Consider the following 24738-nt stretch of genomic DNA (forward strand, 5'->3'; position numbering starts at 1 on the left):
GTGAACACCTTCTTTATTAAAAGTAAAGAAAGCATAAAAATCTACCTTTCTGTGTCTAGCTTCAGGCGTGATGTTAGTAGGGTTCGGTTTTATCTTCAGCTGATGAAACTACTAAACTATGGAAATATTCTCAAATTTTAACACGATTACTAAGTTTTAAAGTGTGGAAAAACTTTCCCTTCTCACATTTTTATCTTATCTTATGTCATAATGAATCCCGTGGAGGTGTTGAGTACATGTTTAAAAAACTTATTTACTCAGTATTAGCTGTTGCTGTAGCAGTTCCGTTACTCGCGACAAATACAGATGCGAGCTCAACGCATACAGTCAAATCAGGAGATACGTTGTATAAAATTTCACAGCAATATGGCGTAAGTCTTTCTGAAATCATTGACGCAAATAGCGACATCCAAGATCCAAATATGATTTATCCAGGGCAGCAAGTTACGATGCCTCAAGCATCAGAATCTGCTCAGCAAAATCAACAAACAAGCCAAGAAGAGTCAAGCGAGCTTTCTCAGTTTGAACAAGAGGTAGTCCAGTTAACGAATGCAGAGCGTGAACAACACGGTCTTTCTCCTCTTGAAATTGATGAACAAGTAGCGGATGTGGCACGTGATAAATCTGCTGATATGAGAGATCAAGGCTATTTCTCTCACAACAGTCCAACTCACGGAAGCCCATTTGATATGCTTCGCAGTTATGGAGTAGATTACAATGCAGCCGGTGAAAACATTGCTGCAGGTCAACGTACACCAGAAGAAGTTGTTGACGCATGGATGAACTCACAAGGACACCGTGAAAACATCCTAAGCGATAACTACACGCACATCGGTATTGGACACGTAGAAGGTGGACAGTACGGACACTATTGGACACAAATGTTTATCTCAAAATAATTGTCAGGGGACTGTCCCCGTACAAATTTGTGAACAAAAGTAGGGAACGAGATTATTAGATTGATAAGTAAGAATAACGCCTAAGCAGCCTGACTTTGTGTTGCTTAGGCGTTTTTTGTATGTATTAAATTGTGCGGGGACAGTCCCCGCACAATTTAGTCTTTTAACATATCGTCCTCGTTTTCGAGGGCTTGATCGGTTTCTGGGTTGCCGGGTGCTGGTGGTGTAGTTTTGGATAGAAACCAGCCACCTACTCCGATGAGGACTAATACAGACCAAAAAATTAATTTCCACACTGTAGATTCGGGAAATTCTTCGGATATGATGGCGACATCGGGGTGGGCAAGGGTAAAGATGACGAGCTTTACGCCGACCCAGCCAACAATTAAAAAAGCGGCAGTTTCAAGGCCGGGACGCTTGTGAAGAATTTTTACAAAGTAGGTGGCGGCAAATCGCATAATAATGACACCGATTAATCCCCCCATCAAGATCACAGCAAACTGTCCACCATCTAAGTCACCTACGTTTGGAAGACCAGTGGGAGGAAGAGTTAAAGCTAGGGCAATGGCAGCAAGAATGGAGTCTACTGCAAAAGCAATGTCTGCAAGCTCGACTTTTAATACTGTTAACCAAAATCCTGAACGGTTTGTTTTTCTGTTAGCCTTCTCCAATTTATTTTTGTCTTTCTTCAGTACGTATTTCTTTACTAGATGATTTAGTGCAATAAATAAAAGATAGATGGCTCCTATAGCTTGAACTTGCCAAACGTTTATGAGAAATGAAATCGCAAATAAGGAGCCGAATCTAAAAATAAAAGCTCCGGCTAATCCGTAAAACAGCGCACGTTTACGTTCTTTTTCAGGCAAATGCTTAACCATTATCGCTAAAACGAGTGCGTTATCTGCAGCCAAAATGCCTTCTAGGCCAATTAAAATAAGGAGAACCCAACCGTATTCCAAAATGAGCGCTGCACTCAATTCAAATCCCTCCTCACTATTACTGTCTCCAATGTCTTTTTAATTAATAAAATTACGTAAAGGAACCAATGCTATTTCTTTTTGGCTATTTTCGTAAAATTTGTTGCTTTTTGAGCGTTTTTGCGTGACAGGGCAAGCATGCGATTGCCTAACGCTCAAAAAACCAATAGCAACAATCTTTTAGTAAAGAGACTTCTTTTTTCAATTGACCAAATATATGTTGTTGGAATTTTTAGAAAATAATAGTCTGAACTTCTGGTTTTATGGTACGATGGAAAAAAGACTTACGAGTATAATTGATTCTTTTCGTGAGGTGATTGGCTTTGTATGAGTGGAAGTGGATGACCAACGAAGATGCAATGAAAATTGCCGAATGGGAGTACAAGGGGCCCTATGACTTTTACAACTTTAAAAATGATGAAGAGGATTTGGATTACTTTTTAAACCCATTTAATTGGGAGCATATTTCAGCTGTTTACGACAGTAACATCTTGGTTGGTTTTGCTTCATTTACTGTAGTTAATGCACGGGAAGTGGAAGTTGGATTAGGATTAAGACCCGATTTAACTGGAAAAGGAAACGGTGAGGAATTTGTCAAATTTGCTGTGGAAAGAGCAAAGGCAAAGTATGAACCGATCACATTAACAGTAAACGTAGCATCTTTTAATGAACGTGCTATAACAGTGTATGGCCGGATAGGTTTTAAAAAAGTAGAAGCGTTTATTCAGAAAACGAATGGTAGTTCTTATCCATTTGTGAAGATGGAGATGCCTGTAAAAGCTGGACACAAACATTCATAACTTTAAAAAATAATAAGGAAAACCATTCACCTCCAGGCTTCTGGAGGTGTCTTTCACAAATATGAAAATGGTGCATTAGTTTACATCAAACACAGAAGCGAGGGAGGGATGTTAGATGAAATTTATAATCGTAGACTCACCAGGTGAAATGTTAATGCAAGCGCAAACATACCTCGCCCAACATGAGGCTACAAACAATCTTCCTTTAGGATTACTTATTCGATTAGCAAAAGAAGAACAAACAGGCTGCTTAGCTTCGGGAGTATGTAAACCATTCTTAGCTATTGCTAAAAATGACACGGAAAGTGTTTCTTTTTTTATCATACAAACACCGCCGTATAACTACATTATCTCTGGTGAGGTTGAACAAATTCCAGAAGTAGTAAACTGGCTGGTCCAGTGCCAGCGCACAATACCAGGAGTTACTGGTGAAAAAGAGCTAGTAAAAGCTTTTAGTTCTGAATGGAAAAAGAGAACTGAACAGCATGGTCAAGTGTTTATGAGGCAACGAATATATCGATTGGATCAAGTGATTACTATCCCTCGTCGAAAAGGAAGACTTCACCTTGCAAAAAAACAAGACATTCCCCTCGTGACGAATTGGATTTTGGGCTTTCACAAGGAGGCGTTAACCCCGACGACTAAAAAAGAAGCGCAGGATTTTGCGATAACATCTATTGAAAATAAGACGATTTACTTATGGAAGAATGAGCACGGTAGGCCGGTTTCGATGGCTAAACGGGCTAGGGGGACAGAAAAAGGTGTGGCTGTAAGTGCCGTTTATACACCAGATGAATATAAACGACGTGGGTATGCGACAACTTGTGTGGCGACATTAAGTGAAAGGTTATTGGATGAGGGGTTCCATTTTTGTTGCTTATACACAGACATTGATAATCCTACATCCAATCGAATATACACAAGGATTGGTTATCGTCCAGTAGCAGACTCACTGGATTACCGATTTAAAATTTGAGGATCGTTAACTAAAGGATCATTTCTTTTTGAGTATCCTCTAAATGGAAAATTTTTAAAGAAACAACTAGGGGGGCGCTAATGTTATCACTTTATTTTACTCGTCATGGAGAGACGGTGTGGAACCGAGAAGGACGCTTACAGGGATGGCAAGACTCTCCGCTTACAAAAAAGGGCGAAAAAGCGGCAGTAACGTTAGGAGAGTATTTACAAAACGTACCTTTCGATGCCATTTACACAAGTCCGAGTGGAAGAACATTGAGGACAGCTGAATTGATAAATAAAGAAAGGGGAACCCCTGTTATTCCTGATGATCGTTTGCGAGAAATTCATTTAGGAATGTGGGAGGGAAAAACAAGGGTTGAAATTGAAGCTGAATATTCAAAAGCAAGGCTTGATACGTTTTGGTCAGACCCGGAATCATATGAAACGGCAGGAGGAGAAACGTTCTGTCAAGTAGAAAGCCGATTGAATGATTTTATCAGTGATATATACAAGCAACACTCATATGGAAATGTACTGTTTGTTACACATACCGTGATTGTAAAGTTGCTTCTAAAGAGGTTCAAAAATCGAATGTTAAATGAACTTTGGGATCCTCCATACATTCATCCAACATGTTTGAATTTAGTGAAGATAAATAAAAATAAACAAACAGAGGTCGTCTTTGAAGGGGATATGACTCATCATGAGTCAAAAAATAATTTGGCTTAACTAAAACTAAGATGAAGTAAAATTTATTGTCGCCTTAAGGCATGGGGGAGGACAAACTATGAGAACTGTTGGTATCATTGGTGGTATGAGTTGGGAGTCAACGCAAATTTATTATCGGTTATTAAATGAAGAAACGCGAAAAAGGCTAGGTGGCTTGCACTCTGCTGAATGTATTTTACATAGTGTTGACTTTGCATCAATTGAAGAAATGCAAAGAGAGGGAGATTGGGAAGGAGCAGCAGCAAAGCTCTTGAATATTGCAAAGAAGCTAGAAGCAAGTGGTGCTCATGGAATTGTCATCTCTTCTAATACGATGCATAAAGTTGCCAAGACAATTGAAAATCAGATAGAAATCCCTCTTTTACATATTGGAGACGCTGTGGCTGAAGGAGTGAAGCAACGAGAAATTGAACATGTAGCTTTACTTGGTACACGGTATACGATGGAAGAGCCGTTTATGGGCGATCGTCTGAAAAAGTACGGTCTTAACGTTCATGCTCCTGAGAAGAATGAGCGGGATTTAATTCACCATATAATCTTTGAAGAGCTTTGCGTTGGCAAAGTGAGAGACGTTTCCCGTAAGCGTATGTTAGCGGTCATTGAAGGTCTGTATGATCAAGGTGTTCATGGAATTATCTTAGGGTGTACAGAACTTCACATGCTGGTGAAGCAAGAAGATTTGAACTTGCCTGTATTTGATTCGACTCAACTCCATGTTGAAAGCATTGTCCAGTTTATGCTTGAAGACGTAGTGCAAAACGTCAGGTAACTGTACCTTTATGCGACTCGCTTTTCGAGATTTCTGTCCTCATTTGCACATGCATTCGAAGGGGACTATATGTCTTGAAGACCATTTATAGGATGAAAGACTAACTCTTTTTATGCTGTTTAATCAGAAAAAAACAATTGAAGATCGTTTGAAAGCTATTGATGTTGAGGTTTTGAAAGAGAGTTGAAGTAATGTGAACGATAGAACGTACGAAAAGCTAACTGATCAAACGTTAGATCAGCTAGAAAGTGAAGTTAAAAAAGAGAACGAGTTACTCTTCTATAGTTATTTGACAAGCCGAAGACCCTTTAGTACTTTTTACGGGCAGTATAAGGACAACAGTCTGCAACATGCAGTAGGTTACTTATCTGGAATGCCTTTTCATGCATTCTCATTTACATTTCAAGGGCCATTGGAAAGTGCCGAATTAGGGCCTTTAGTTGAGATAGTTAGAGAAAAGCACGGTCTTTCCGGTTCAGGAACATCGATGGTTCAAGTTCATGAATTGCCTGTAGTAATGAATGAACTAACGATTGTTTCCCCGCCCAGAAAGCAATATTTGATGAAACTAGCATCAACGGAAAGGCTTGTATCTAAACCAACAGCCCAAAAATTAACCCAAGGTCATAAATTCTATATAGAAACCTTTGCGAATGAACTCGACATGATCGCATTTTCACCTGAAAGACTCCACTTGTCACCAATATATGGGGTATTTAAAGGTGATGCTCTAGTAGCTATGGGAGGCTTTCATGTTTATGATGAACGCTTAATGGAAATTGGGAACATCGGGACGTTATCGGACTTTAGAGGTCAGGGGCTTGCCAGAGACCTCACGAGCGCCATTATTTACGAGGCACAGAAGGTAACCTCTGATAATTATTTATATGTTTTTGCTGATAACACAGATGCGCTAAATCTCTATCATTCTCTTGGATTTGAAGTCATCGGTGAGCGGTTTTTTGTAGAATTTTCATTAGATAACTAAATCACCATTGGAGTGAACATAATGCAACAGAAGGTTAAAATTGAAACATCATTTGAAAAAAAAGTGACCTTTGAGTATCTTCTTCATTTACCTGAAGGCTATGAATCTAGCTCAGAAGATAAGTTCCCTTTTATTTTGTTTCTGCATGGTATGGGACAAAGAGGGGATGACCTCGAAGGAATTAAGGTTTATGGTATGCCAAAAATCGTGGAAGAACAAAATGTACCAGCGATTGTTGTTTCTCCGTTATGTCCTGAAACAACGACGTGGATTGAACAATTAGATGCTTTGCATTCTCTTATTTTACATATTGTTCGGGAATATAGAGTAGACCCAACGAGAATTTACTTGACCGGGCTTAGCATGGGAGGCTTCGGTACGTGGCATTTAGCTGAAAAGTATCCTTATTTGTTTGCTGCTGCGGCTCCAATTTGTGGCGGAGCGCTTCATGAATTTGGTTTTTTAGATCGCATTCATAGGATAAAACATCTCCCTATTTGGACTTTTCACGGAGCCAAAGACGATGTGGTTCCGATTCAAAGAACGCAACTGCTTGTTGATCGTTTACAGAAAGATGGCGGTGACGTGAAATTTACCATTTATCCTGAAGCGACTCACGATTCATGGACAGAGACGTACAACAATCCCAAATTTTTAGAATGGCTGCTTACTCAGACCAATCGAGCAGTAGATTTTTATAAAAAATAATGATCTAGAAGGGTACTTGCATGGACCGTCACGTGTTTCTATTTGGTGCGAAGCTTATTTGCCGCGATATACAGCAGTGTACATTTGTTTAGAGAAGCTTTCTAAAAGCCTTCTAAGTACATAAGGGCTAGATATTATGATGTTAAAAAAGCGTCCATTATTACTATATTGTGGACGTTTTTCTTTTACAAATACGAGGATTGCTATGAACATGCAAGAGGAAAAGAGCACATAAGGGGGCAGCATATGGAAGTACAAGCGATTGATAAAAAAGATTTACCTGCGTTAGCAGAATTCATTGCGTCATTAAATATCGATGCAAAACATTATATTGGCTATAGCAGTATCGAGAGTCAAGGGATTCTTCATCAGTTTTATCATGAGTTTGATGAATGGCCGCCTGAACGCTCTTTTATAATAGGTTTAGAGGATGGAAAAATCATAGCTGCACTTGGATGTGATTGTGATCTTAAAGAAAGCAAGGGATATTTGTGGGGACCGTTTATTATAAATAATATAGATAATGAGTCAGCGGTAACATTAGCGAATAACCTTTGGAAAAGGTTATTAAATATTGTTCCTGCTAGTCTTTTATATTTTAATCTTTTTTATCATAATCAACATTGGCTGGCTAACCGGTTTGCAGATGAGCATAATTTTGGAGTAAAAGAAACTCATCATATTTTTGAAGCTGGTAAAGAGAAGGCGGCAAGACAAAAACACTCAGCAGTGGGGACAGTTTCAGATGAATATGACAAGGTGGTTTCTGATTTACACGATCGAATATTTCCAGGAACCTATTATAGTGGAAAAGTCTTAGTAGAACGAGCACATGATCCGCTGCACAATTTATGGATGATCAAAGATCAAGATATAGTAGCAGGCTACCTTTACGCTGAAGTAGATGGTGATGAATCAGAGGGTTCTATAGAATTTTTAGCTGTAGATGAAGCTTATCAGGGAAGAGGTTTTGGAAGGAAATTATTAGAGCATGCTTTAGACGTATTATTTGATAGTTCGAAAATAAAGCGGATTAGGCTAACGGTACAGGATAACAAAATGATTCCTTTAGGATTATACGAAAGAGCGGGATTTGAGCTGAAAAGTGTAATGGACTCTAGAAAAATGAAAATGAGGAGATAAAGGTAGGTGAACAGGTAATGGAAGAAAAGGGTTGTTTGAAGTGTGGAGTAAGAGATGCAGCGACGAAAGAGATTGCAACAACGGGGACCGGTTTATCAAAAATGTTTGATGTCCAGCATAATAAATTTCTAGTCGTCTATTGTAAAAATTGTGGTTATTCTGAGCTATATAATAAACAATCGTCGAGAGCATCAAATGTCGTTGACTTTTTCTTCGGGGGATAAGTTCAATGTTTGAAGGTGTTAAAGTGCTTTTATATGCAGTGCGTAGTTAATGAGATATAAAATAGCAGCGTGGACACAACTAAATAAATAGATAGGAGAGGCAATGATGTTTTCATACGAGATTAACGACCAGATAAAATTAGAGATATTACAAGAAAAGCACGGGGAAGAAGTGTTTTATTTAACTGACCAGGCTAGGGAATATTTAGGGGAATGGCTTCCTTGGGTGCCACATGTAAAGACAGTAGAAGATACGAAAACCTTTATTCGTTCTACGCTGAAAAGTTTCGGGGAACAAAAAAGCCTTTCGTGCGTCGTTTTATACAAAGGAAAGGTAGCTGGAATCGTTTCCTATCACGAAATTGATCATAGTAACCAAAAAACGAGCATTGGCTACTGGCTTGGTGAAGGTTTTCAAGGAAATGGCCTGATGACGGCGGGAGTTAGAGCTTTAGTCAATCACGCTTTTAATGATTTAGGCTTGAACCGGGTAGAAATTCATGCAGGTCTGACAAATCAAAAAAGCCGCCACATTCCTGAACGGCTAGGATTTGTGAAGGAGGGAGTGCTGCGACAAGCTGAGAAAATTGGCAAGCGCTATATTGATCATGTCGTATATGCTGTATTGAAAGACGAGTGGTCAAACTAGAATCAAAGGTGTTTTAGTACTGAAAATTAGCGAGAGCAAGCAGCTATAGGCCGAGAGAAAAACCATTTAAGGAAGGCGGCGCTGTTTTTTTATGAAGGACCGCTATGTGGTTTTTCTTATGAAGAAAAATATCAGTTACACGAACGCGGATGAGTGCAAACTTCATCTTGGTGGTTTACAAATTAGCATCTTTATCGTTACAATAAAGGTAACAACATAATATCCGTGTTCGCACTAGGGGTGCTATAAGTGCGTGTTCAAAAAGGAAGTAAATATAGCAATGAGAATCAATAGCTATGTTCTTGGACTTTTTGAACATCCTCTTTAAGCTGAGAGGCAGGTGAAATTCCTGTTAACCCTTTGAACCCGAACTAGATAATACTAGCGTGGGGAAGTGCAGGTGACGTCTTAGTTTGTTAATGTTTATTTTATACGAGGACTCTCACTGCATCTTCTCATGAAGGTGCAGTTTTTTTGTTATTGTCGGAAGGCTCTTTTATAAAAGATTGGCTCTATCTTTGCGAAATCAGTAAGAAAGTAAAAGGTAGAATTTCAACGGGTCCTTTTGCGAGCGGAGATGTTGAAAACGAGATATTTCAAGGAGGAGTAAAAAATGGAAGGTTTAAGCTGTGGAATGAGTCGTATTGTTGGGTGTCGCTTTTCAGTGTACCCGATGACTGACAACTTTGTGACGGTCATTAAAGGAGCGCTTGAAGAGGTAGACACAAGTAAGGTATGGATGAAAACAGACGATGTGAGTACTTGTGTGAGAGGCCGGAGTGAGCACGTGTTTGATGTGATAAAGGCGATCTTCGTCCATGCGGCTAAAACAGGGGTCCACGTTGTCTTTAATGGCACTTTTTCAATCGGATGCCCCGGTGATTCTGAAGGAGACACGTACATGTCTGAAGATGGTGTCCGACTAAACGAAGAGGCGGCTCAAGCAGAGGAAGTGGAAGCAGCGACGCAATTTGCGCTGTATCCTTTAAATAATCCGGATTACATGCAAATTATTGCAGAGCAAGTAGGTGTTGCTCAAGATATAGGTACCTTTACAAAAGGTGTTCATTATGCAAGCCGCTTAGATGGAGATGCAAACGATGTGTTCAGAACGCTCGAAGAAGCATTTGTGAATACGTCTAAAACTTATGAACGAAGCCATGTGACAATGACGGCAGCAATTTCTGCAAATAGCCCGTCTACAAAAGATAAGTAAGGAGGGGGTTCATTTGTCAGCAGCATGGAAATTACGTGAAATTGTGTTAATGTCAATCTTTGGTGTTGTATTCGGTGTTATTTACCTTTTGTTTTACTTTTTCGGGCAAGGGTTGCGAAATGTTCTCGCCCCCTTTGGGTTAGGTTCATTTGGTTATGAAGTCATTTTTGGCATTTGGTTTATTGTTTCCATTATTACTGCATATGTCATTCGAAAACCAGGTGCTGCACTTATATCAGAAACGATTGCGGCCACCATTCAAGTGTTAATTGGGAGCCCAGCTGGGCCACGATTGATTATTTCAGGGCTTATTCAAGGGCTTGGAGCTGAAGTCGTATTTGCCGCTACTCGCTGGAAAAATTACAATCTCATGGTCTTAATGCTAGCTGGTGTATCTGCTGCTATATTTAGCTTTGTGTGGGGTTGGTTTATTTCCGGGTTTGCTGCATTATCCACTTCAATGGTTGTGGCTATGTTTATCGTCCGTTGTATCAGCGGTGCGCTACTAGCCGGATTACTCGGTAAATGGATTGGCGATCAGTTAGCTAATACAGGAGTCCTTCGCAGTTATGCTCTTGGAAAGGAGTGGCAGGCTAAGCGTGAACAAAAGATATCGTAACTTACCCGAGTCTACGCTTGTAAACGTTGAAAAATTTTCGTTTGATTATGAGGCGAAAAAGGAAAGCCCTCTTCTCAATCAACTGAGTTTTTCGATTGGGAGAAGTGAGACGGTACTCTTAATGGGTCCAAGTGGCTCCGGGAAAAGTACGTTGGCTCTTTGCCTGAACGGACTTTTTCCTGAAGTCGTGGAAGGTTGGTCAGAAGGGAATATTTATTATGAAGGAAAGCGTCTGGATTCATTTGAAAAGGGGGCAGTTAACCAACGTGTAGGTGTTGTTTTCCAAGATCCTGAAAGCCAGTTTTGTATGATTACAGTGGAAAATGAGTTAGCATTTACGATGGAAAATATCAATGTACCAAGAGAAAAGATGGAAGAGCGAATGGAACATGTTTTAGTAGCGGTTGGACTAGAAGAAGAACGCTACCGCGCAATTCATGAATTGTCTGGAGGCCAAAAACAGAAGGTAGCACTCGCTTCTGTTTTATTACTCCAGCCATCTTTACTCATCTTAGATGAACCGACTGCTAACCTTGACCCTGCTTCCCGAAAAGAGTTTATCGATCTCATCGATTCACTAAAACAATCAAGGGAAATCGCCGTTCTGATTATCGAACATCAGCTTGATGATTGGGTTGCTCAAACGGATCGAGTCTTGGCTATGGACAAAGCAGGTAGACTCTTTGTAGAAGGTGCGCCTCAGGACGTTTTCTATCGTCAGTATTCGGACTTGCAACGCGAAGGCATTCACTTGCCAAAAGTGGTTCGAGATACTGTTGAAACAGGTATTTATCATAAGTTTAATCCTGATGAGATGCCTTTGACCGAAAAAGAATTGGCTATTTATTTGTATAATAACAAATTGAATACCCTCGAGAAAAGCGCGGATCCCATAAGTGACCATGGTTTGTCGACATCGAGTCTGACGTTTTCAGGAGTTGGTTTTGCACGGCAGAAGAAACCGATTCTAAGTGGTGTGAATGTTTCCTTAAATACAGGGGAATTCGTCGGTATAGTAGGAGAAAACGGTGCGGGAAAGTCAACTCTTCTTCAGCTTATGGCAGGAATTTTATCACCTGGAACCGGTGCACGCACATTTTTAGGTAAACCTTTTGAGATATGGGAAGAACGTGACCTTAGACGTGATCTCGGCTTCGTTTTCCAAAATCCTGAGCACCAATTCATTACAGATACCGTTTATGATGAGCTTGCTTTTGGAATGAAGCTGAATGGGACTAAGAGTATACAGGTTGAAGAGAATGTGAAGGCGCTTTTAGCTTCGTTCCAGTTAGAAGGGAAGGAGTGGACTAATCCTTTTGCTTTAAGCGGAGGGCAAAAGCGGCGGTTAAGTGTAGCAACGATGTTGGATGAAAACCCGAAACTGCTGCTTTTCGATGAGCCAACGTTTGGTCAGGATGCGAAAACAACGGAAGAGCTGATGCGAATGATTTCGAAACTAAGAGATCAAGGGACAACGATTGTTTTCGTAACACATGACATGGAACTCGTTGATCAGTATTGTGAAAAGGTATACGTGTTACAGCAAGGGTCTGTAAGTTTCGGTGGATCACCACGAGATCTTTGGGAGGAGACGTCATTGATCGAGTCTGCACACTTGCGACTCCCTTATCGTGTGAGAGTAAACCAAGAGGTAAAGCGGTTGGAAAGCGAAACTAATCGGAAACAAAGAAGGGAAGCTCATCATGCTCACGTCCATTAATCCTACAATGAAAGCTTTTACTATCTTTATTCCCGGATTACTGCTCGCATTTATCTTTGACCCTTTGACACCTCTTCTTTATTTAGTGTTTACAATTGTAATGACCTTTTTGTTAAGTGATATTTCAGTGAAGCGTTGGCTCCTCATTTTTACACCTTTTGTGTTTGTCTCTCTCGGTTTTGCCTGGATGACGATGCTTTATTCGAACGATACCTTTTCAGGTGGGGACGTTATTCTATCCTTTTGGTGGTTTGAAGTAACGAGCGGCAGTATGATGGTTGCAGTTAGTTTGGGGCTTAGATCTCTTTGTTTAGTAGCATTATCGCTCATGTTTGTGTTAACGACGGATTCAACGAAATTTATGCTCAGCCTCATGCAGCAAATAAAACTCCCTCCGAAGCTGACATTTGGGATTCTGGCAGGATACCGGTTTCTCCCGACATTCCGTCATGAGTTCGAGGTGCTTCGTCAAGCCCACCGAATTCGTGGAGTGGGGAGAGCAAAAGGGATAAAGGAACGCATACGGCAGTTTCGCCGTTACGCGATTCCATTGTTGGCAAATGCGATTCGTAAAGCTGAACGTGTCGCTGTGGCAATGGAATCAAAAGGATTTACAGGTTCTCCAAAACGCTCTCATTATCATGAGATGAAGGTAACGCGGCGAGACTGGGTGTTCTTTTCTACGTTCGTATTTGTTTTTTTTGTAACGGTCTTTACGTCCTATTTATTAGGCTATCTGAATGTTTTTGGTCGTCAGTTGTGATTGATGAGTGAAGAGAGTCTTCTGTAATGAAGGCTCTCATTTTATTGTTAGGTTTAAGGGATGAAATGTAGGTATTAAAAGCTCAGAATTAGTAACCTTAAGTAAAATATTCTAATTTTGCTTCAGGGAAATAGCGTTCAATATTAGCTTGCATTGTGTTCTTTAAATCCTCCTGCTCATCTTTTTGATATACGTATTTTCCTATTCCGTACCTCCCCCACTTGTATTTCCGTTTCTCTTCATCAAGTTCAAGCTTTGTCATCGGATAATTCTTTTGAATCACTCGTTTAGCAGGCTTCGTAAAGCGGTGTTGAATTAATTCGAAAGTTAGATCTTCTCGTGCTTTTTCAGACAATTGTTCATTTAGCTTTTGAAACATTTTTTCGTAGCCTTCCTTCCATCCATCATGAATATAAATAGGAGCAACGATAAACCCAAGGGGATAACCAGCATCGGCTACTTTTGCTGCAGCACCTATCCGGTAATCTAAAGGAGAAGTTCCGTGCTCAAAGTTGCGGATTACATAATCAGCATTTATGCTGAAGCGAAACCTTGTTTTTCCTTTATGATCAGCATCTAATAAATGGTCAACATGGTGGTATTTCGTTACGAATCGGAGCTTCCCATTTTCTGAATTGCCAAAAAACTCAATTGCCTGTTTTAACGAATGAGTCAGGTGGTCAATACCGACAATATCTGATGTACAAGATGCTTCAAATCGTGTATCCTGAGGCGCTCGTTCGTTCATATAATCTTCTGCCTGAGAAAAGATATCTTCAAGGTTAACGTACGTGCGAATATACGGTTTACTCCCCATCGTTGTCTGTAAATAACAATACTGACAGTGGCCCATACATCCGGTTGCTAATGGTATAGCGTATTCTGCTGAAGGTTTAGAAGTATCAAACTTTAACGTTTTCCGGACACCAATCACAAGAGTGGATTTTGCATTCCGATATTTTTGAAGATGATTTTCTCCTGGAATGTTTCGAACTTGATTGTGAGAAGTGGTCTGTCTGATTTCCACACCTAAGTCTTCAAATTTTTCCTTTAATTTTGCACCCAAGGGATATTCTAATGCTTGCGGTTCGATATAGACAAGCTGTGGCATAAATGGTTTGATCACCGTCTTCATTCCTTCCAGTTTACTTTGCTTAATTAAAACAGATCTCCATCTACTGGTAAGTCAAAATATTGCTTGTACATCTTTTCTGCTTCTTGATAGCTTGAATACATCGCGTATTCATCGGAAAGAGGGTAATATTCTTCAAATAATAACAAAGACAATCTTCCAGGGTGATCGGGGTGTTCAGCGATAGTGGCTTCTTGTATTTGTGCTACCGTTTGTGCGTGAGGGTTCCGGTAAATAACGTATACTTGATCACCGCTGCGCAATTCTTGAATGTTCATAAATAAACCTCTCTTTTATACAGGATAGTGTTAGCTTCAATCTTCTCAACTTCTTTATTCAAAATCAGAGCTGTTAATGGATGGTAAGTGGGGAAATACCCTCAGCAGGTTTAGGTTCATACTCAATAATTCTAAAAAAAAGTGCCCTCGAATAGAGGGCACAAATGGGAAGTTATTCTTTATCTTTTGATTCAGTATAAGTTTCCGGGGCAGGATCAATTGTTTCCTTTTCATCTCCAGTGTTAAAATCAGCTAAACGTTGTTCCAATTCTTTGACACGTGACTCAAGCGCCGTCAATTCTGTTTTTGATGCAAGATCTAAGTCCTTAAAAATTTGTTGCGCTCGTTCTTTAGTACGGCGGTTCCATGTTTCCTCGGTTTCGGCTCCTTTCTTTACGAAAGAGTCGATCATTTCATTCGCTTCGTCCGGGGTGACTTTTCCTTTAACAACTAACTCTTGAAAGTATTTTTCTGCTTTTTCTTTACTTGTCACCGCTGCTCCAAGTCCAAGTAAAAATCCTTTTTTTAGTAAATCACTCATTTATGAACCTCCTCATTTAATCGTTTTCCCGAAAACTTGATACCCAGCGTTTATGAAAAAATAAAAACAAAAAGGATGACAGAGCACTTACAATCGTGATGAAAATACTGAAAGTAAATAGTGAATTTGCTTCTAAAAGAAGACTTAAAAACAGGAAGATGAGACTGACTAAAAAAGTAGCACTGGAAAATCCAATCAAAAGGACGTATCGTTGATGCTCATAGCCTCGCCATTCCCGACGAGCCTCAGCACGACGTGTGTATTTGGGAGATTGAAGCCAGTTATTTAAGTTACGGGGAACGGCAAGTAATGGTTTCACAGAATCTTTTAAGACTTGCAGGCGAAGATTTCCTTCCTCTTCCTCTGTCTCTTTTAGCCAATCTTTAATTACGGGTTTACCTAATGCAATAAAATCAATTTCAGGGTCAACGATAGTTAATAATCCTAGTGCTATAGAACCTGCTCTTCCAAGGAAGGCGAATTCGGAAGGGAGCTGGATTGGTTGTTCTTGGACTAGCTCTTGAAGATCCTTAAAAATATTTTCTATTACGTCTAGATCTAATTTGTAAAGATCATCATCTAAATAGGATTCCACTGAATGTTTTAAAATCGATTGTAGCTTATGTTTATTTGCATGAGGAAGAAGAAAGCCCATTTCCTGTAACTGTTGAATGACCAACTGATAATCTTCCAAGACAAATCCTTCCACCATTTTTCTTAATTTTGATGCATCTTGCCTTTGAATGGTACCTACCATTCCGAAGTCGATGACAACTAATGTTCCGTTCGGCGTTACTAAAATATTTCCCGGATGGGGGTCTGCGTGAAACATACCATCATCTAATAATTGACCCATGAAAAAATGAAAAACACATTTGGCCAATTCTTTACGGTCAATGTTATTTTTCTGTAAAAAGGACGTATTTGTTACTTTTTCAGCATCGATCCATTCCATTACAAGTACCCGTCTGGTTGAGTATTCCTCGAAATACTGCGGGATATAAAATTGTTCCTGATCATGAAAACGTTTCTTAAAGTATTCCCCGTTTTTTAATTCCTTTGAAAAGTTTAGTTCATTCCCAATTGTTTTAACTAATTCTTTATGAAGGGACTTTAAGTCGGCTTGTTTCCCAAACTTAGTAAAATGATTGGCAATCCAAAGAATAATACGTAAAGCTTTGAAGTCAGTACGAAAAATTTTTTCGATGTTGTGACGCTGGATTTTAATCGCGACTTCTTCACCATTATGTAATCGTCCCCGGTAAACTTCACCAATAGAAGCCGATGCGACAGGTTGTTCACTTAGTTCACTCAACCAATCCCAAATACTTCGTCCCCATTCTTTTTCTAGTAATTGTCTTGATATTCTTGCTGGAACTGGTGGGACACGGTCGATTAGGTCTTCAAGCTCTTGTAAGAAAACGTCAGGTAAAATATCTGCCCGCGTGCTTAAAAATTGACCGGCTTTTATCATCAGTCCTTGAAGCTGAATCGCCCGTTCACGGTATTCAGACGCTTGTTTTTTTAGAAGGCTTTCCCATCTTTCATGAGTATCAGAATCCCAGTGCTTGTTCCGTTTATTAAAGAAGTAAAGCTGCATCATAAACTTAATGAACATAAAGACAATAACTGAAATCCGATAAAGTGAGTTGGTTTTCAATGACGTTCCTCCTATCTCCATTCCCTATACACCATTCTATCTAAAACTACCTATTCCCTTTATTGAATGGAAATATGTTTTAAAAAAATAAACATTTGTTTGTATTTAGGACATATGTTATAGTTTCGTTAGATATTCAGTTACTTTTTATTAGGTTGTTTTCGTAAACTTTAAGGTCATGGAGGACAAATTCATTTGTCTGTAACGTTATTTGAGCCCGAATAATCGCTCAAAAAGTAACCAACTTTACGAAAACAGTCTTGAGAAAAGATCCTTATTTAGTAAAAGGAGGGCGGCTCGGGTGAATGAACGGGAGAAAAAAATTCTGTCTTTAATCCAAAAGGATCCGTACATCTCTCAGCAGGAAATTGCAGATAAGCTTTCTTTATCCCGGTCAGCAGTGGCTGGTTACATTTCTTCGTTAATGAAAAGTGGAGAGATTGTTGGTAAAGCCTACGTATTAAAACAAAGTGACAAAATTCTGTGTATAGGCGGAGCAAATGTGGACCGAAAAATCTGTTTAAAGGATTCATTACATTGGCACACGTCAAATCCAGTAAAAACTCATCAATCGATTGGCGGGGTAGCGCGAAATATTGCCGAAACCCTAGGAATTTTAGGCGCAGACGTTTCTTTATTGTCAGCCATAGGGGAAGATGTTGAGGGAAAGGAAATCGTAAAACAAACGTATCAAACGGTAGATATGAGTCCAACTGTGAAGATTCATAATGAAAAAACAGGATCTTACAGTGCCATTTTAGATGACAAAGGTGAGATGATTGTAGCATTTGCAGATATGGATATTTACGATCGTGCGGTACCAGAACTCATTGAGGATAAATGGGCTCATATTCGAACTGCCAACTTAATCGTTGTTGACACGAATTTTCCACAGGAAACGTTAGAAGAAATTATTACGTATGCAAAAAATGAAGAACGGCTTCTTGGGATTGTCGGAGTTTCTGTCTCAAAGATGGAGCGGTTGCCAAATGACTTAAGAGGCGTGAACTACCTTATTTGTAATGAAGGTGAATTACAGGCGTTGGCAGGTGCACGCTCTAACAGTCAAAGAGAACTCGCCATGATAGCTATGGAAAAAGGTGTTGAACATGTTGTTGTAACAGAAGGAGAAAAAGGAGTGACTTGCTTTTCTAAATCTGCCATGCAAGGTCACATTCCTGCCGTCCATGCAGAGGTAGTAGACGTAACAGGAGCAGGAGATGCTTTTTCAGCAGCATTCTTTTATCGGATCCAGGAAGGGTCTAGTGTAGAAGAAGCAGCCAAGTTTGGGTTAGCCGCTGCAAGTTTAACTGTAGAAAGTAAACAAAGTGTGAATCGGGACTTATCAGTGACAAGAGTTGAAGAACGAATGAACGAGCGTTAGTGAAAGGAACTGTTACCCTACTCGTTGCTATTCGGGCGTTTTATTCAATTAATGCTCAAAAGCTAAAAAGAGAAAACTGTTATTGGAGGAGATCAACATGAAATTGAAAAATTGGCTACAATTATCTAATGAAGTATTGGAAGCGAAGAAAATCGGGTTGCCTGTTGTGGCTCTTGAGTCGACGATTATTTCACACGGTATGCCGTACCCTCAAAATGTTAAAACAGCAAAAAAGGTGGAACAAATTATCCGTGATCAAGGGGCAGTCCCTGCAACAATCGCAATCATGGATGGGAAAATAAAGGTCGGATTAACACATGAAGAAATTGATACTCTTGCCAAAGAAGAAGGAGTAGCCAAGGTTAGCCGGAGGGATTTGGCTTCTGTATTGACTTCAAACCGAACTGGTGCAACAACAGTTGCAGCGACGATGATTTGTGCAGAGTTAGCTGACATTGATGTATTTGTAACTGGTGGTATTGGCGGTGTCCATAGAGGGGCAGAAAAAACAATGGATGTCTCAGCAGATTTGGAGGAACTAGCAAAGACGAACGTTGCGGTTGTATGTGCAGGTGCAAAATCGATACTCGATATTGGTTTAACTCTTGAATATCTTGAAACGAAAGGCGTACCAGTAGTCGGATATCAAACGGATGAATTCCCCGCCTTCTACACTGCAAAGAGCGGATTTGGAGTTGACATAACGGTAGAGGAAGCCCATGAAGTTGCTAAAATGCTTCATGCAAAATGGGAACTGGGACTTCAAGGGGGAGCTGTAATCGGTAATCCGTTACCAGATGAAAGTGCGCTCGACCCAAAATGGATCGATGCGATTATTCAAGAGGCTTTAAAAGAGGCGAGTCAAAATGAAATTAGCGGTAAAGAAGTGACACCATTTTTACTCGATCGCTTAAAAGAAAAGAGTGAAGGTAAAACGCTCGAATCCAATATTTCACTAGTTGAAAACAACGCACGCGTAGGCGCTGAAATTGCCGTACAGCTTACTAAAGAACGACAACAATAAATTCCAAAACAGATACTAAAAAAGCCCAACTGTCAATAACAGTTGGGCTTTTTACACAAAATTGTGCGGGGACAGTCCCTTATACGTTTTTGGCGATTAATTTGGCGTAGAGGAATGTTAGGATGAACGGTACTACGATCGCAATCGCCATACCGATAAAGAATGGAATCCAGTCTTGTGGGAAGATGGATAGAAATCCTGGAAGTCCTCCAACGCCTATTGATGATGCTAGTACACTGTTAATCGTAATAAACATACCGGCTGTTGCTGCACCGATGATCGCACAAACGAATGGGAACCTGTAACGTATGTTTACCCCGAATAGTGCAGGCTCGGTAACGCCGAGATAAGCTGACACGGAAGAAGTTAAAGAAAGTCCGCGCATGTTCTCATTGCGAGTTGCAAACATAATCGCTAACGCTGCAGAACCTTGGGCAATGTTAGATAGTGCCAGGATCGGCCATAAAAATGTTCCATTTCCTGTACCAACAAGCTGCAAGTCAACAGCTAGGAACGCATGGTGCATCCCAGTCACAACAAGAGGCGCATAAAGAGCACCATATACGAGACCACCGATGGCCGGTAATGACGTAAACAGCCATACGAAGAAATCAGTGATACCGTTCGCTATGAAAAATGTTACTGGACCGATCACGATAAATGCTAGGAAACCAGTGACAAGTAGTGCTACAGGAGCAACAACGAGCATTTGAATGGAATCGGGAACGCGTTTTCTTAGGAAAATATCAATTTTTGATAAAATATAAGCTGAGAAGAGAACAGGTAAAACTTGTCCTTGGTAGCCAATCGCTTGAATATCTAGTCCGAGTAAATTCCACATTGGGACTTCACCAGCAGCATCCGCTTCAGCGTAAGCCCAAGCATTAAGTAAATCAGGGTGAACTAAAATCAAACCGAGTACGATGCCTAAGAGCTCACTACCTCCAAACCGTTTTACCGCTGACCATCCAATCAGTGCAGGTAAAAATACAAAGGCGGCGCTGGCGATTACGTTAATGATTTCAGCTAAGTCAGCCCATTGCGGGTACGCTTGAACAACAGACGGCTCAAAGAAAATACCTTCTCCGGTCAAGATGTTATTCAGACCAAGTAGTAAACCAGCGGTCACGATCGCAGGTAAAATTGGAATGAAGATATCCGCAAGCATTTTCACACCGCGCTGTAACCAGTTCTGCTTTGAGGCAGATGCCTCTTTAACATCGTCCTTTGAGGACTCCCCAATACCGGTCATTTCAATCATTTCTTTATAGACTTTGTCTACAGTCCCTTGACCAATGATAATTTGAAATTGACCATTCGTTGAAAAGGAACCTTTAACAACATCGATGCTTTCAAGCTTTTCTGAATCAACTTTGGATTCGTCTTTTAGCGACATTCGAAGTCGCGTTACACAGTGGGTTGCTTTTTCAATATTTTCTTCCCCACCGATGGTTTCTAAAATTTCTTTCACTTGCTTTTCATATTGAGCCATTTTGCTGCCTCCTACATTATTCGAATTTGAATACGAAACATGAGGTCAAAGATGATTAGTAATCGTTTTCATAAACATGCTAAACAGTTTAACTATGAATAGAATCCCCTTACTAACATTGATTATGAGAAAAAACACTCGGTTCCTTGTACCTCAGAACTTGTTATTTTAAACCTGATAGAGAAGCTCAAAAAGGTCTTGGAAAAATAGATAAACGATTGTGCTTATTCAGGGTGGTGCTCCAGTGTTTTCGTCACTTCATTTAACCCATGGTTCCTAGTCAATGCGGTGCTTCCTGAACTTTCAGCCTTTGTTGTCCTCCTATTTTGAACACGTGCTGATATGTGAATAAAGAGTTAATATTGTATATACAAGTCCTTCTTTCGATTTATATTGTATCTTGTATATACACCCTATGCAAGCGTTTTATTTTAGAAATTTAATAGGAAGTATGTGGAATTGAGGAGAGAAGAAAAGAGACTTTGACATATAGAATTAATGATTTAACGTCTTGATGGGGAAAGTGGCGATATTTAAATCGTTTAAAAGCTTAGAAGAGGAGTTTACGAGTCGAATTAAAACTTTTACGAGCCGAAACCACCCAAATACGAGCCAAAAAGTTTTTCTCGAAAAAAATCCCCATCTCAAATGAAAGAGAGGGGGACATAATCAGAAGTTTATTTATTTTTCACAGTCACATTCATTCTTAAAAGCCTTCGAGTGATCAAAAAGCTAAACAATGCGAAAATCACAAAGCCAATCCAATAGAAAATAACTTGAAATTCACTCATGCCCCAAGGAACAAGGGAGGATAGGATCATTCCTCCGAACAAGGCAAAGCATATCACGATTCCGATTAAAAATAGCGGATGGAGCTGCTTGAACACTAAAAATTCTCCATTATGTTCGACTCGGTTTCGTTCGTAAAGAAGCAGTCCTAATACGAAAAAGACAACGGTTCCAATGATTGCACCTGTTATTAAGTCGCCTGTTGAGCTATTGTTAAAGCTTTCAAGTGTGAAAACGTACGTGACTAACGTAATATTGCTAATCCATTCCAAAGGCAGCCGAGGTAAATATGTTCCAAAATTCACCTCTGTAAAGAAAACTAGAAGCATAATAAATCCGAACGGGAAGATTGAAAAAATCAAGGTTAACACAACTTGGGACACCATTTCCCCTGCAATAGTACCGAAAAACATAGCGAATGAAAACAACAGTAAAAAGCCTAATAAAGGCGACCAGAGAATGGCGGTTAATGTGAGGTCATTTAAAACGTAACTGAATTCAGTTGTTTGGATCATCAAATAAGTAACGATGAAATTAAGTAAATGAATGAGTGTAATCGCCATTGCTCCAAATAACCATTTAGCTAAAAACATATCACGACGCTTAAAGGGAAGAGAGAACGTAAAGTCGTTTCTTCTTGTGTTTCGCTCAATGCCAATAAGTAAGCCTGCTAAAACGATAATGCTAATCGTACCGAACAGGGGCAAAGATCCACCCGTAAATAACAAGTACATATCCGACACACGATTGTTAAACACGCTACCCGCTTCTCGCCAGTTCTCAATCGTAACTATGGCTTGAAATGGCAGGTGAATAATAAAGATCACGAAGAGAATCCATACAATCATTTTTGACTGCTTGTAGTTTTGCATCCAAAGCGCTTTATGAAACAAAATCTTTCCCTCCTAACTTTGCCACGAAAATGTCTTCAAGTGACATGGAAAGCTCCTCAAATAATAACGGTTTTTCTTTAAGGATAGCTGCTTCCGCTCCTGACTTTTCGTTTTCGATAATAATCGTGTACACACGACCGGTTTGATTTAAAACGTTTACGTGCTCTTTTATTTCATCAGGCATGTAATCTTGAAATACAACTTGGGCTTTTTTGTACATAGCTTTCATTTCATCAAGCTCGTAATGGCTGTCTACTTCACCGTCTTTAATCATAATGATGTCATTGGCCATAAATTCCAGTTCATCGAGTCGATGAGAAGAAATAATGACGGACACATCGTTCATGGCCACTTCTTCTACGAGTGTTTTTAAGATGCGCCGTTTGACGATAACATCAAGGCCGTCAGTTGGCTCATCGAGAATGATGTACTTTGCCTTTGTAGAGAATGCAACAACAAGCGTAAAAAGAGCTTTCATACCTTTTGAATAATTGCCGATTTTCTTCGATTCAGGAAGGGAAAAGCGGTCCATTAGTTCTTTGAAGTATGCTTCATCAAAACGTGGATAAACGGTTTTATAAAGTTTCACAAGTTCTTTTGTTGAGTAGTTTTTGAGTGCCTCTGATGAATCAGGGACAAAGATGACATTTTGCTTAATTTCTGGGTTTGTAAAAATACTTTTATCATTTATTTTTACGTCACCATTAGTTGGGTCAAGTATGCCTACCATCGTTCTCAACAATGTTGTTTTTCCTGCACCATTTCTACCAACGATTCCAACGATATTACCGGGTTTTATTTCGAATGAGATACATTTTAAAATTTCATTATTGTGAATTCGTTTGGATAGCTGTTCAACCTTCATTATCATTTCCCCCTATATCTTCGTAAAACTCATCCATCCATTCACGTACTTGATCTTTTTGGATCCCCGCATAGTGACTGTCGATCACTACTTGCTTTAATGATTGCCTAATTTTCTCCACCTCTCTTGGGTCATGCGTCTGAACAAAATCTTCGGAGATAAATGTTCCTCTGCCGCGAATTGTCATAATGACACCTTGACGCTCCAACTCACGATACGCTTTACTAACAGTATTAGGGTTGATGACAATTTGCGATGAAAGCTCTCTTACGGAAGGAAGCTTCTCATTTGGTCTTAATAATCCTTTTGCACACATTTCCTTCACCTGATGAATGATTTGTTCATAAAGTGGGGTGTTTTTCTTGGGGTCAATATTAAAGTACATCGCTTCACCACCTTGATGTTCGAATTGTAATCCTTTAAGAATCCGTGCGTGTGATGTGTGTATTATTCATAATAGTACACCAGTAGTTTATTTCTTTTTTGATTAGGTGTCAAATTTTTTTCAGGTTAAGCATGGTAGTCCTGAATAGTGAAGCAGGAAATTGTGCTTTAATTGGAGAAAGGATTAAGCTAGAAAGAAGAGGTGAATTTAATGAAGCAAATAAGAAATGTACTCGTATTAGGTGGAACACGCTTTTTTGGTAAGGGATTAGTAGAATTACTCATAAATAATGGAGATCGTGTCACGATTGCAACAAGGGGAAATCAACCAGCCCCTTTTGGTGACCAAGTTACTCGTGTAAGGGTGGATCGTTCTGATCGAAAAGCGATGGAAGTATCATTTGAAGACACGCGGTGGGATGTAGTCTATGATCAAATTTGTTATTCTCCAAGTGATGCCAAGATTGCGTGTGATGTTTTTAAAGAAAAAACAAAGCAATATATTCTAACCTCGACTCTTTCTGTCTATGAGTGGACAGAAAAAGCTAGTAAAGTAGAAAAAGATTTTGATCCCTATAAATATTCAGTTCAAATGGGAAATAGAGCGGAATTTAACTATGGGGAAGGAAAACGTTTAGCAGAAGCAGTGTTTTTCCAGCAAGCTACATTTCCTGTTACAGCTGTTCGCCCTCCGATCGTTCTAGGGGAAGACGATTATACAGAGCGGCTGCATGATCACGTTCGGAAAGTGTTAAAAGAAGAGCCCATATTTATTAATGAAGCTGAAACCAAGCTGTCGTTTGTAGAAGCTGACGACCTAGCAGCCTTTTTGTTTTGGGTCGGAACGAAAGATTTATGTGGCCCTGTAAATGCATCGGCTCCAGATCAAATTACCTTAGGATCCCTACTAGAGTTAATAGAATCAAGAGTAGGCAAGAAGGCGGTAATTCAAAAGCCACAAGACAAGGAGAATCAATCGCCCTTTAACTTCCCGGCTTCCAACTATCAAGATGTCTCCTTAGTAACAGCTTCCGGTTATGCTTTTCACCCAATAACCGAATGGCTGCCTGACTTAGTAGAGAGCATAGCAAAAAACATACCAAGATAGGGGACAAGATGAAAAAGCCGTCAG

General features: G+C 39.8%; 26 protein-coding genes and 1 riboswitch. Of the genes, 17 read left to right on the forward strand and 9 right to left on the reverse strand.

From position 1 onward, the window contains the following. The first annotated feature begins 236 nt into the window (after positions 1 to 236). A complete protein-coding gene (locus CDZ94_RS19865) occupies positions 237 to 899 on the forward strand; it encodes a CAP domain-containing protein (protein ID WP_096440140.1) in 663 nt (220 codons plus the stop codon). A 155-nt stretch (positions 900 to 1054) separates the two neighbouring features. Here the strand turns inward: CDZ94_RS19865 and CDZ94_RS19870 are convergent, their stop codons facing one another. After that, complete coding sequence (locus tag CDZ94_RS19870) at positions 1055 to 1876, reverse strand: TerC family protein (protein ID WP_096440142.1); 822 nt, start codon at positions 1874 to 1876, stop codon at positions 1055 to 1057. A 341-nt stretch (positions 1877 to 2217) separates the two neighbouring features. Here CDZ94_RS19870 and CDZ94_RS19875 point away from each other — a divergent pair, with 341 nt between their 5' ends. From CDZ94_RS19875 to CDZ94_RS19935, 13 genes are all read left to right on the forward strand, one after another. Further along, positions 2218 to 2676 carry a GNAT family N-acetyltransferase gene (locus CDZ94_RS19875; RefSeq protein ID WP_157812027.1) on the forward strand — a complete coding sequence of 153 codons (459 nt, stop codon included), beginning with the start codon at positions 2218 to 2220 and terminating at the stop codon, positions 2674 to 2676. A 115-nt stretch (positions 2677 to 2791) separates the two neighbouring features. Then, positions 2792 to 3652: a GNAT family N-acetyltransferase gene (locus CDZ94_RS19880; protein WP_096440146.1), complete on the forward strand. Its 861-nt coding sequence runs from the start codon at positions 2792 to 2794 to the stop codon at positions 3650 to 3652. 80 nt (positions 3653 to 3732) lie between these two features. After that, on the forward strand, positions 3733 to 4365 hold the full coding sequence (locus CDZ94_RS19885; protein WP_096440148.1) for a histidine phosphatase family protein: 633 nt from the start codon (positions 3733 to 3735) through the stop codon (positions 4363 to 4365). Positions 4366 to 4423: 58 nt separating this feature from the next. Further along, a complete protein-coding gene (locus tag CDZ94_RS19890) occupies positions 4424 to 5134 on the forward strand; it encodes an aspartate/glutamate racemase family protein (protein ID WP_096440150.1) in 711 nt (236 codons plus the stop codon). A gap of 193 nt (positions 5135 to 5327) precedes the next feature. Then, positions 5328 to 6122 carry a GNAT family N-acetyltransferase gene (locus CDZ94_RS19895; RefSeq protein WP_096440152.1) on the forward strand — a complete coding sequence of 265 codons (795 nt, stop codon included), beginning with the start codon at positions 5328 to 5330 and terminating at the stop codon, positions 6120 to 6122. 21 nt (positions 6123 to 6143) lie between these two features. Further along, on the forward strand, positions 6144 to 6830 hold the full coding sequence (locus CDZ94_RS19900) for a carboxylesterase family protein (RefSeq protein ID WP_096440154.1): 687 nt from the start codon (positions 6144 to 6146) through the stop codon (positions 6828 to 6830). A gap of 246 nt (positions 6831 to 7076) precedes the next feature. Next, entirely contained in the window at positions 7077 to 7973 is an 897-nt protein-coding gene (locus tag CDZ94_RS19905; protein ID WP_096440158.1) for a GNAT family N-acetyltransferase, read from the forward strand. Between the two features lie 17 nt (positions 7974 to 7990). Then, a complete protein-coding gene (locus CDZ94_RS19910; protein ID WP_096440160.1) occupies positions 7991 to 8197 on the forward strand; it encodes a zinc ribbon domain-containing protein in 207 nt (68 codons plus the stop codon). 106 nt (positions 8198 to 8303) lie between these two features. Continuing rightward, on the forward strand, positions 8304 to 8846 hold the full coding sequence (locus tag CDZ94_RS19915) for a GNAT family N-acetyltransferase (RefSeq protein WP_096440162.1): 543 nt from the start codon (positions 8304 to 8306) through the stop codon (positions 8844 to 8846). 226 nt (positions 8847 to 9072) lie between these two features. After that, positions 9073 to 9256, forward strand: a riboswitch (TPP riboswitch). Between the two features lie 203 nt (positions 9257 to 9459). Beyond that, entirely contained in the window at positions 9460 to 10062 is a 603-nt protein-coding gene (locus tag CDZ94_RS19920) for a YkoF family thiamine/hydroxymethylpyrimidine-binding protein (RefSeq protein ID WP_096440164.1), read from the forward strand. Between the two features lie 13 nt (positions 10063 to 10075). Beyond that, positions 10076 to 10681, forward strand: coding sequence for an ECF transporter S component (locus CDZ94_RS19925; protein WP_096440166.1), 606 nt, complete (start codon positions 10076 to 10078; stop codon positions 10679 to 10681). Beyond that, complete coding sequence (locus CDZ94_RS19930) at positions 10662 to 12401, forward strand: ABC transporter ATP-binding protein (protein WP_245415765.1); 1740 nt, start codon at positions 10662 to 10664, stop codon at positions 12399 to 12401. The genes CDZ94_RS19925 and CDZ94_RS19930 overlap by 20 nt, the downstream gene beginning before the upstream one ends. Then, positions 12385 to 13164, forward strand: coding sequence for an energy-coupling factor transporter transmembrane component T family protein (locus CDZ94_RS19935; RefSeq protein WP_096440170.1), 780 nt, complete (start codon positions 12385 to 12387; stop codon positions 13162 to 13164). The genes CDZ94_RS19930 and CDZ94_RS19935 overlap by 17 nt, the downstream gene beginning before the upstream one ends. A gap of 97 nt (positions 13165 to 13261) precedes the next feature. Here the strand turns inward: CDZ94_RS19935 and splB are convergent, their stop codons facing one another. From splB to CDZ94_RS19955, 4 genes are all read right to left on the reverse strand, one after another. After that, positions 13262 to 14290, reverse strand: coding sequence for a spore photoproduct lyase (splB, locus tag CDZ94_RS19940; RefSeq protein WP_096440173.1), 1029 nt, complete (start codon positions 14288 to 14290; stop codon positions 13262 to 13264). A 32-nt stretch (positions 14291 to 14322) separates the two neighbouring features. Continuing rightward, the gene (locus CDZ94_RS19945) at positions 14323 to 14574 is read right to left on the reverse strand and encodes a transcriptional regulator SplA domain-containing protein (protein ID WP_096440175.1); all 252 of its coding nucleotides are present in this window, start codon (positions 14572 to 14574) and stop codon (positions 14323 to 14325) included. Between the two features lie 172 nt (positions 14575 to 14746). After that, positions 14747 to 15115: a phasin family protein gene (locus CDZ94_RS19950; RefSeq protein WP_096440177.1), complete on the reverse strand. Its 369-nt coding sequence runs from the start codon at positions 15113 to 15115 to the stop codon at positions 14747 to 14749. 16 nt (positions 15116 to 15131) lie between these two features. Further along, positions 15132 to 16775, reverse strand: coding sequence for an ABC1 kinase family protein (locus CDZ94_RS19955; RefSeq protein ID WP_157911790.1), 1644 nt, complete (start codon positions 16773 to 16775; stop codon positions 15132 to 15134). Between the two features lie 301 nt (positions 16776 to 17076). Between CDZ94_RS19955 and CDZ94_RS19960 the strand changes: the two genes are divergently transcribed. Then, positions 17077 to 18159, forward strand: coding sequence for a carbohydrate kinase (locus CDZ94_RS19960; protein WP_198546738.1), 1083 nt, complete (start codon positions 17077 to 17079; stop codon positions 18157 to 18159). A gap of 103 nt (positions 18160 to 18262) precedes the next feature. Continuing rightward, positions 18263 to 19183, forward strand: a complete 921-nt coding sequence (locus tag CDZ94_RS19965; protein WP_096441032.1) for a pseudouridine-5'-phosphate glycosidase — start codon at positions 18263 to 18265, stop codon at positions 19181 to 19183. Between the two features lie 79 nt (positions 19184 to 19262). Here CDZ94_RS19965 and treP read toward each other — a convergent pair whose 3' ends face one another. From treP to CDZ94_RS19985, 4 genes are all read right to left on the reverse strand, one after another. Then, positions 19263 to 20675 carry a PTS system trehalose-specific EIIBC component gene (gene treP, locus CDZ94_RS19970; RefSeq protein ID WP_096440183.1) on the reverse strand — a complete coding sequence of 471 codons (1413 nt, stop codon included), beginning with the start codon at positions 20673 to 20675 and terminating at the stop codon, positions 19263 to 19265. A 677-nt stretch (positions 20676 to 21352) separates the two neighbouring features. Beyond that, complete coding sequence (locus tag CDZ94_RS19975; protein WP_096440185.1) at positions 21353 to 22357, reverse strand: hypothetical protein; 1005 nt, start codon at positions 22355 to 22357, stop codon at positions 21353 to 21355. Further along, entirely contained in the window at positions 22347 to 23225 is an 879-nt protein-coding gene (locus tag CDZ94_RS19980) for an ABC transporter ATP-binding protein (protein WP_157911797.1), read from the reverse strand. The genes CDZ94_RS19975 and CDZ94_RS19980 overlap by 11 nt, the downstream gene beginning before the upstream one ends. Beyond that, a complete protein-coding gene (locus CDZ94_RS19985) occupies positions 23212 to 23607 on the reverse strand; it encodes a GntR family transcriptional regulator (protein WP_096440189.1) in 396 nt (131 codons plus the stop codon). Before CDZ94_RS19985 ends, CDZ94_RS19980 begins: the two co-directional genes overlap by 14 nt. 210 nt (positions 23608 to 23817) lie before the next feature. Between CDZ94_RS19985 and CDZ94_RS19990 the strand changes: the two genes are divergently transcribed. Beyond that, positions 23818 to 24714, forward strand: a complete 897-nt coding sequence (locus tag CDZ94_RS19990; protein ID WP_245415766.1) for an NAD-dependent epimerase/dehydratase family protein — start codon at positions 23818 to 23820, stop codon at positions 24712 to 24714. The last annotated feature ends 24 nt before the right edge of the window (positions 24715 to 24738 follow it).

Source organism: Alteribacter populi (assembly GCF_002352765.1).
GTDB classification, from domain to species: domain Bacteria; phylum Bacillota; class Bacilli; order Bacillales; family Salisediminibacteriaceae; genus Alteribacter; species Alteribacter populi.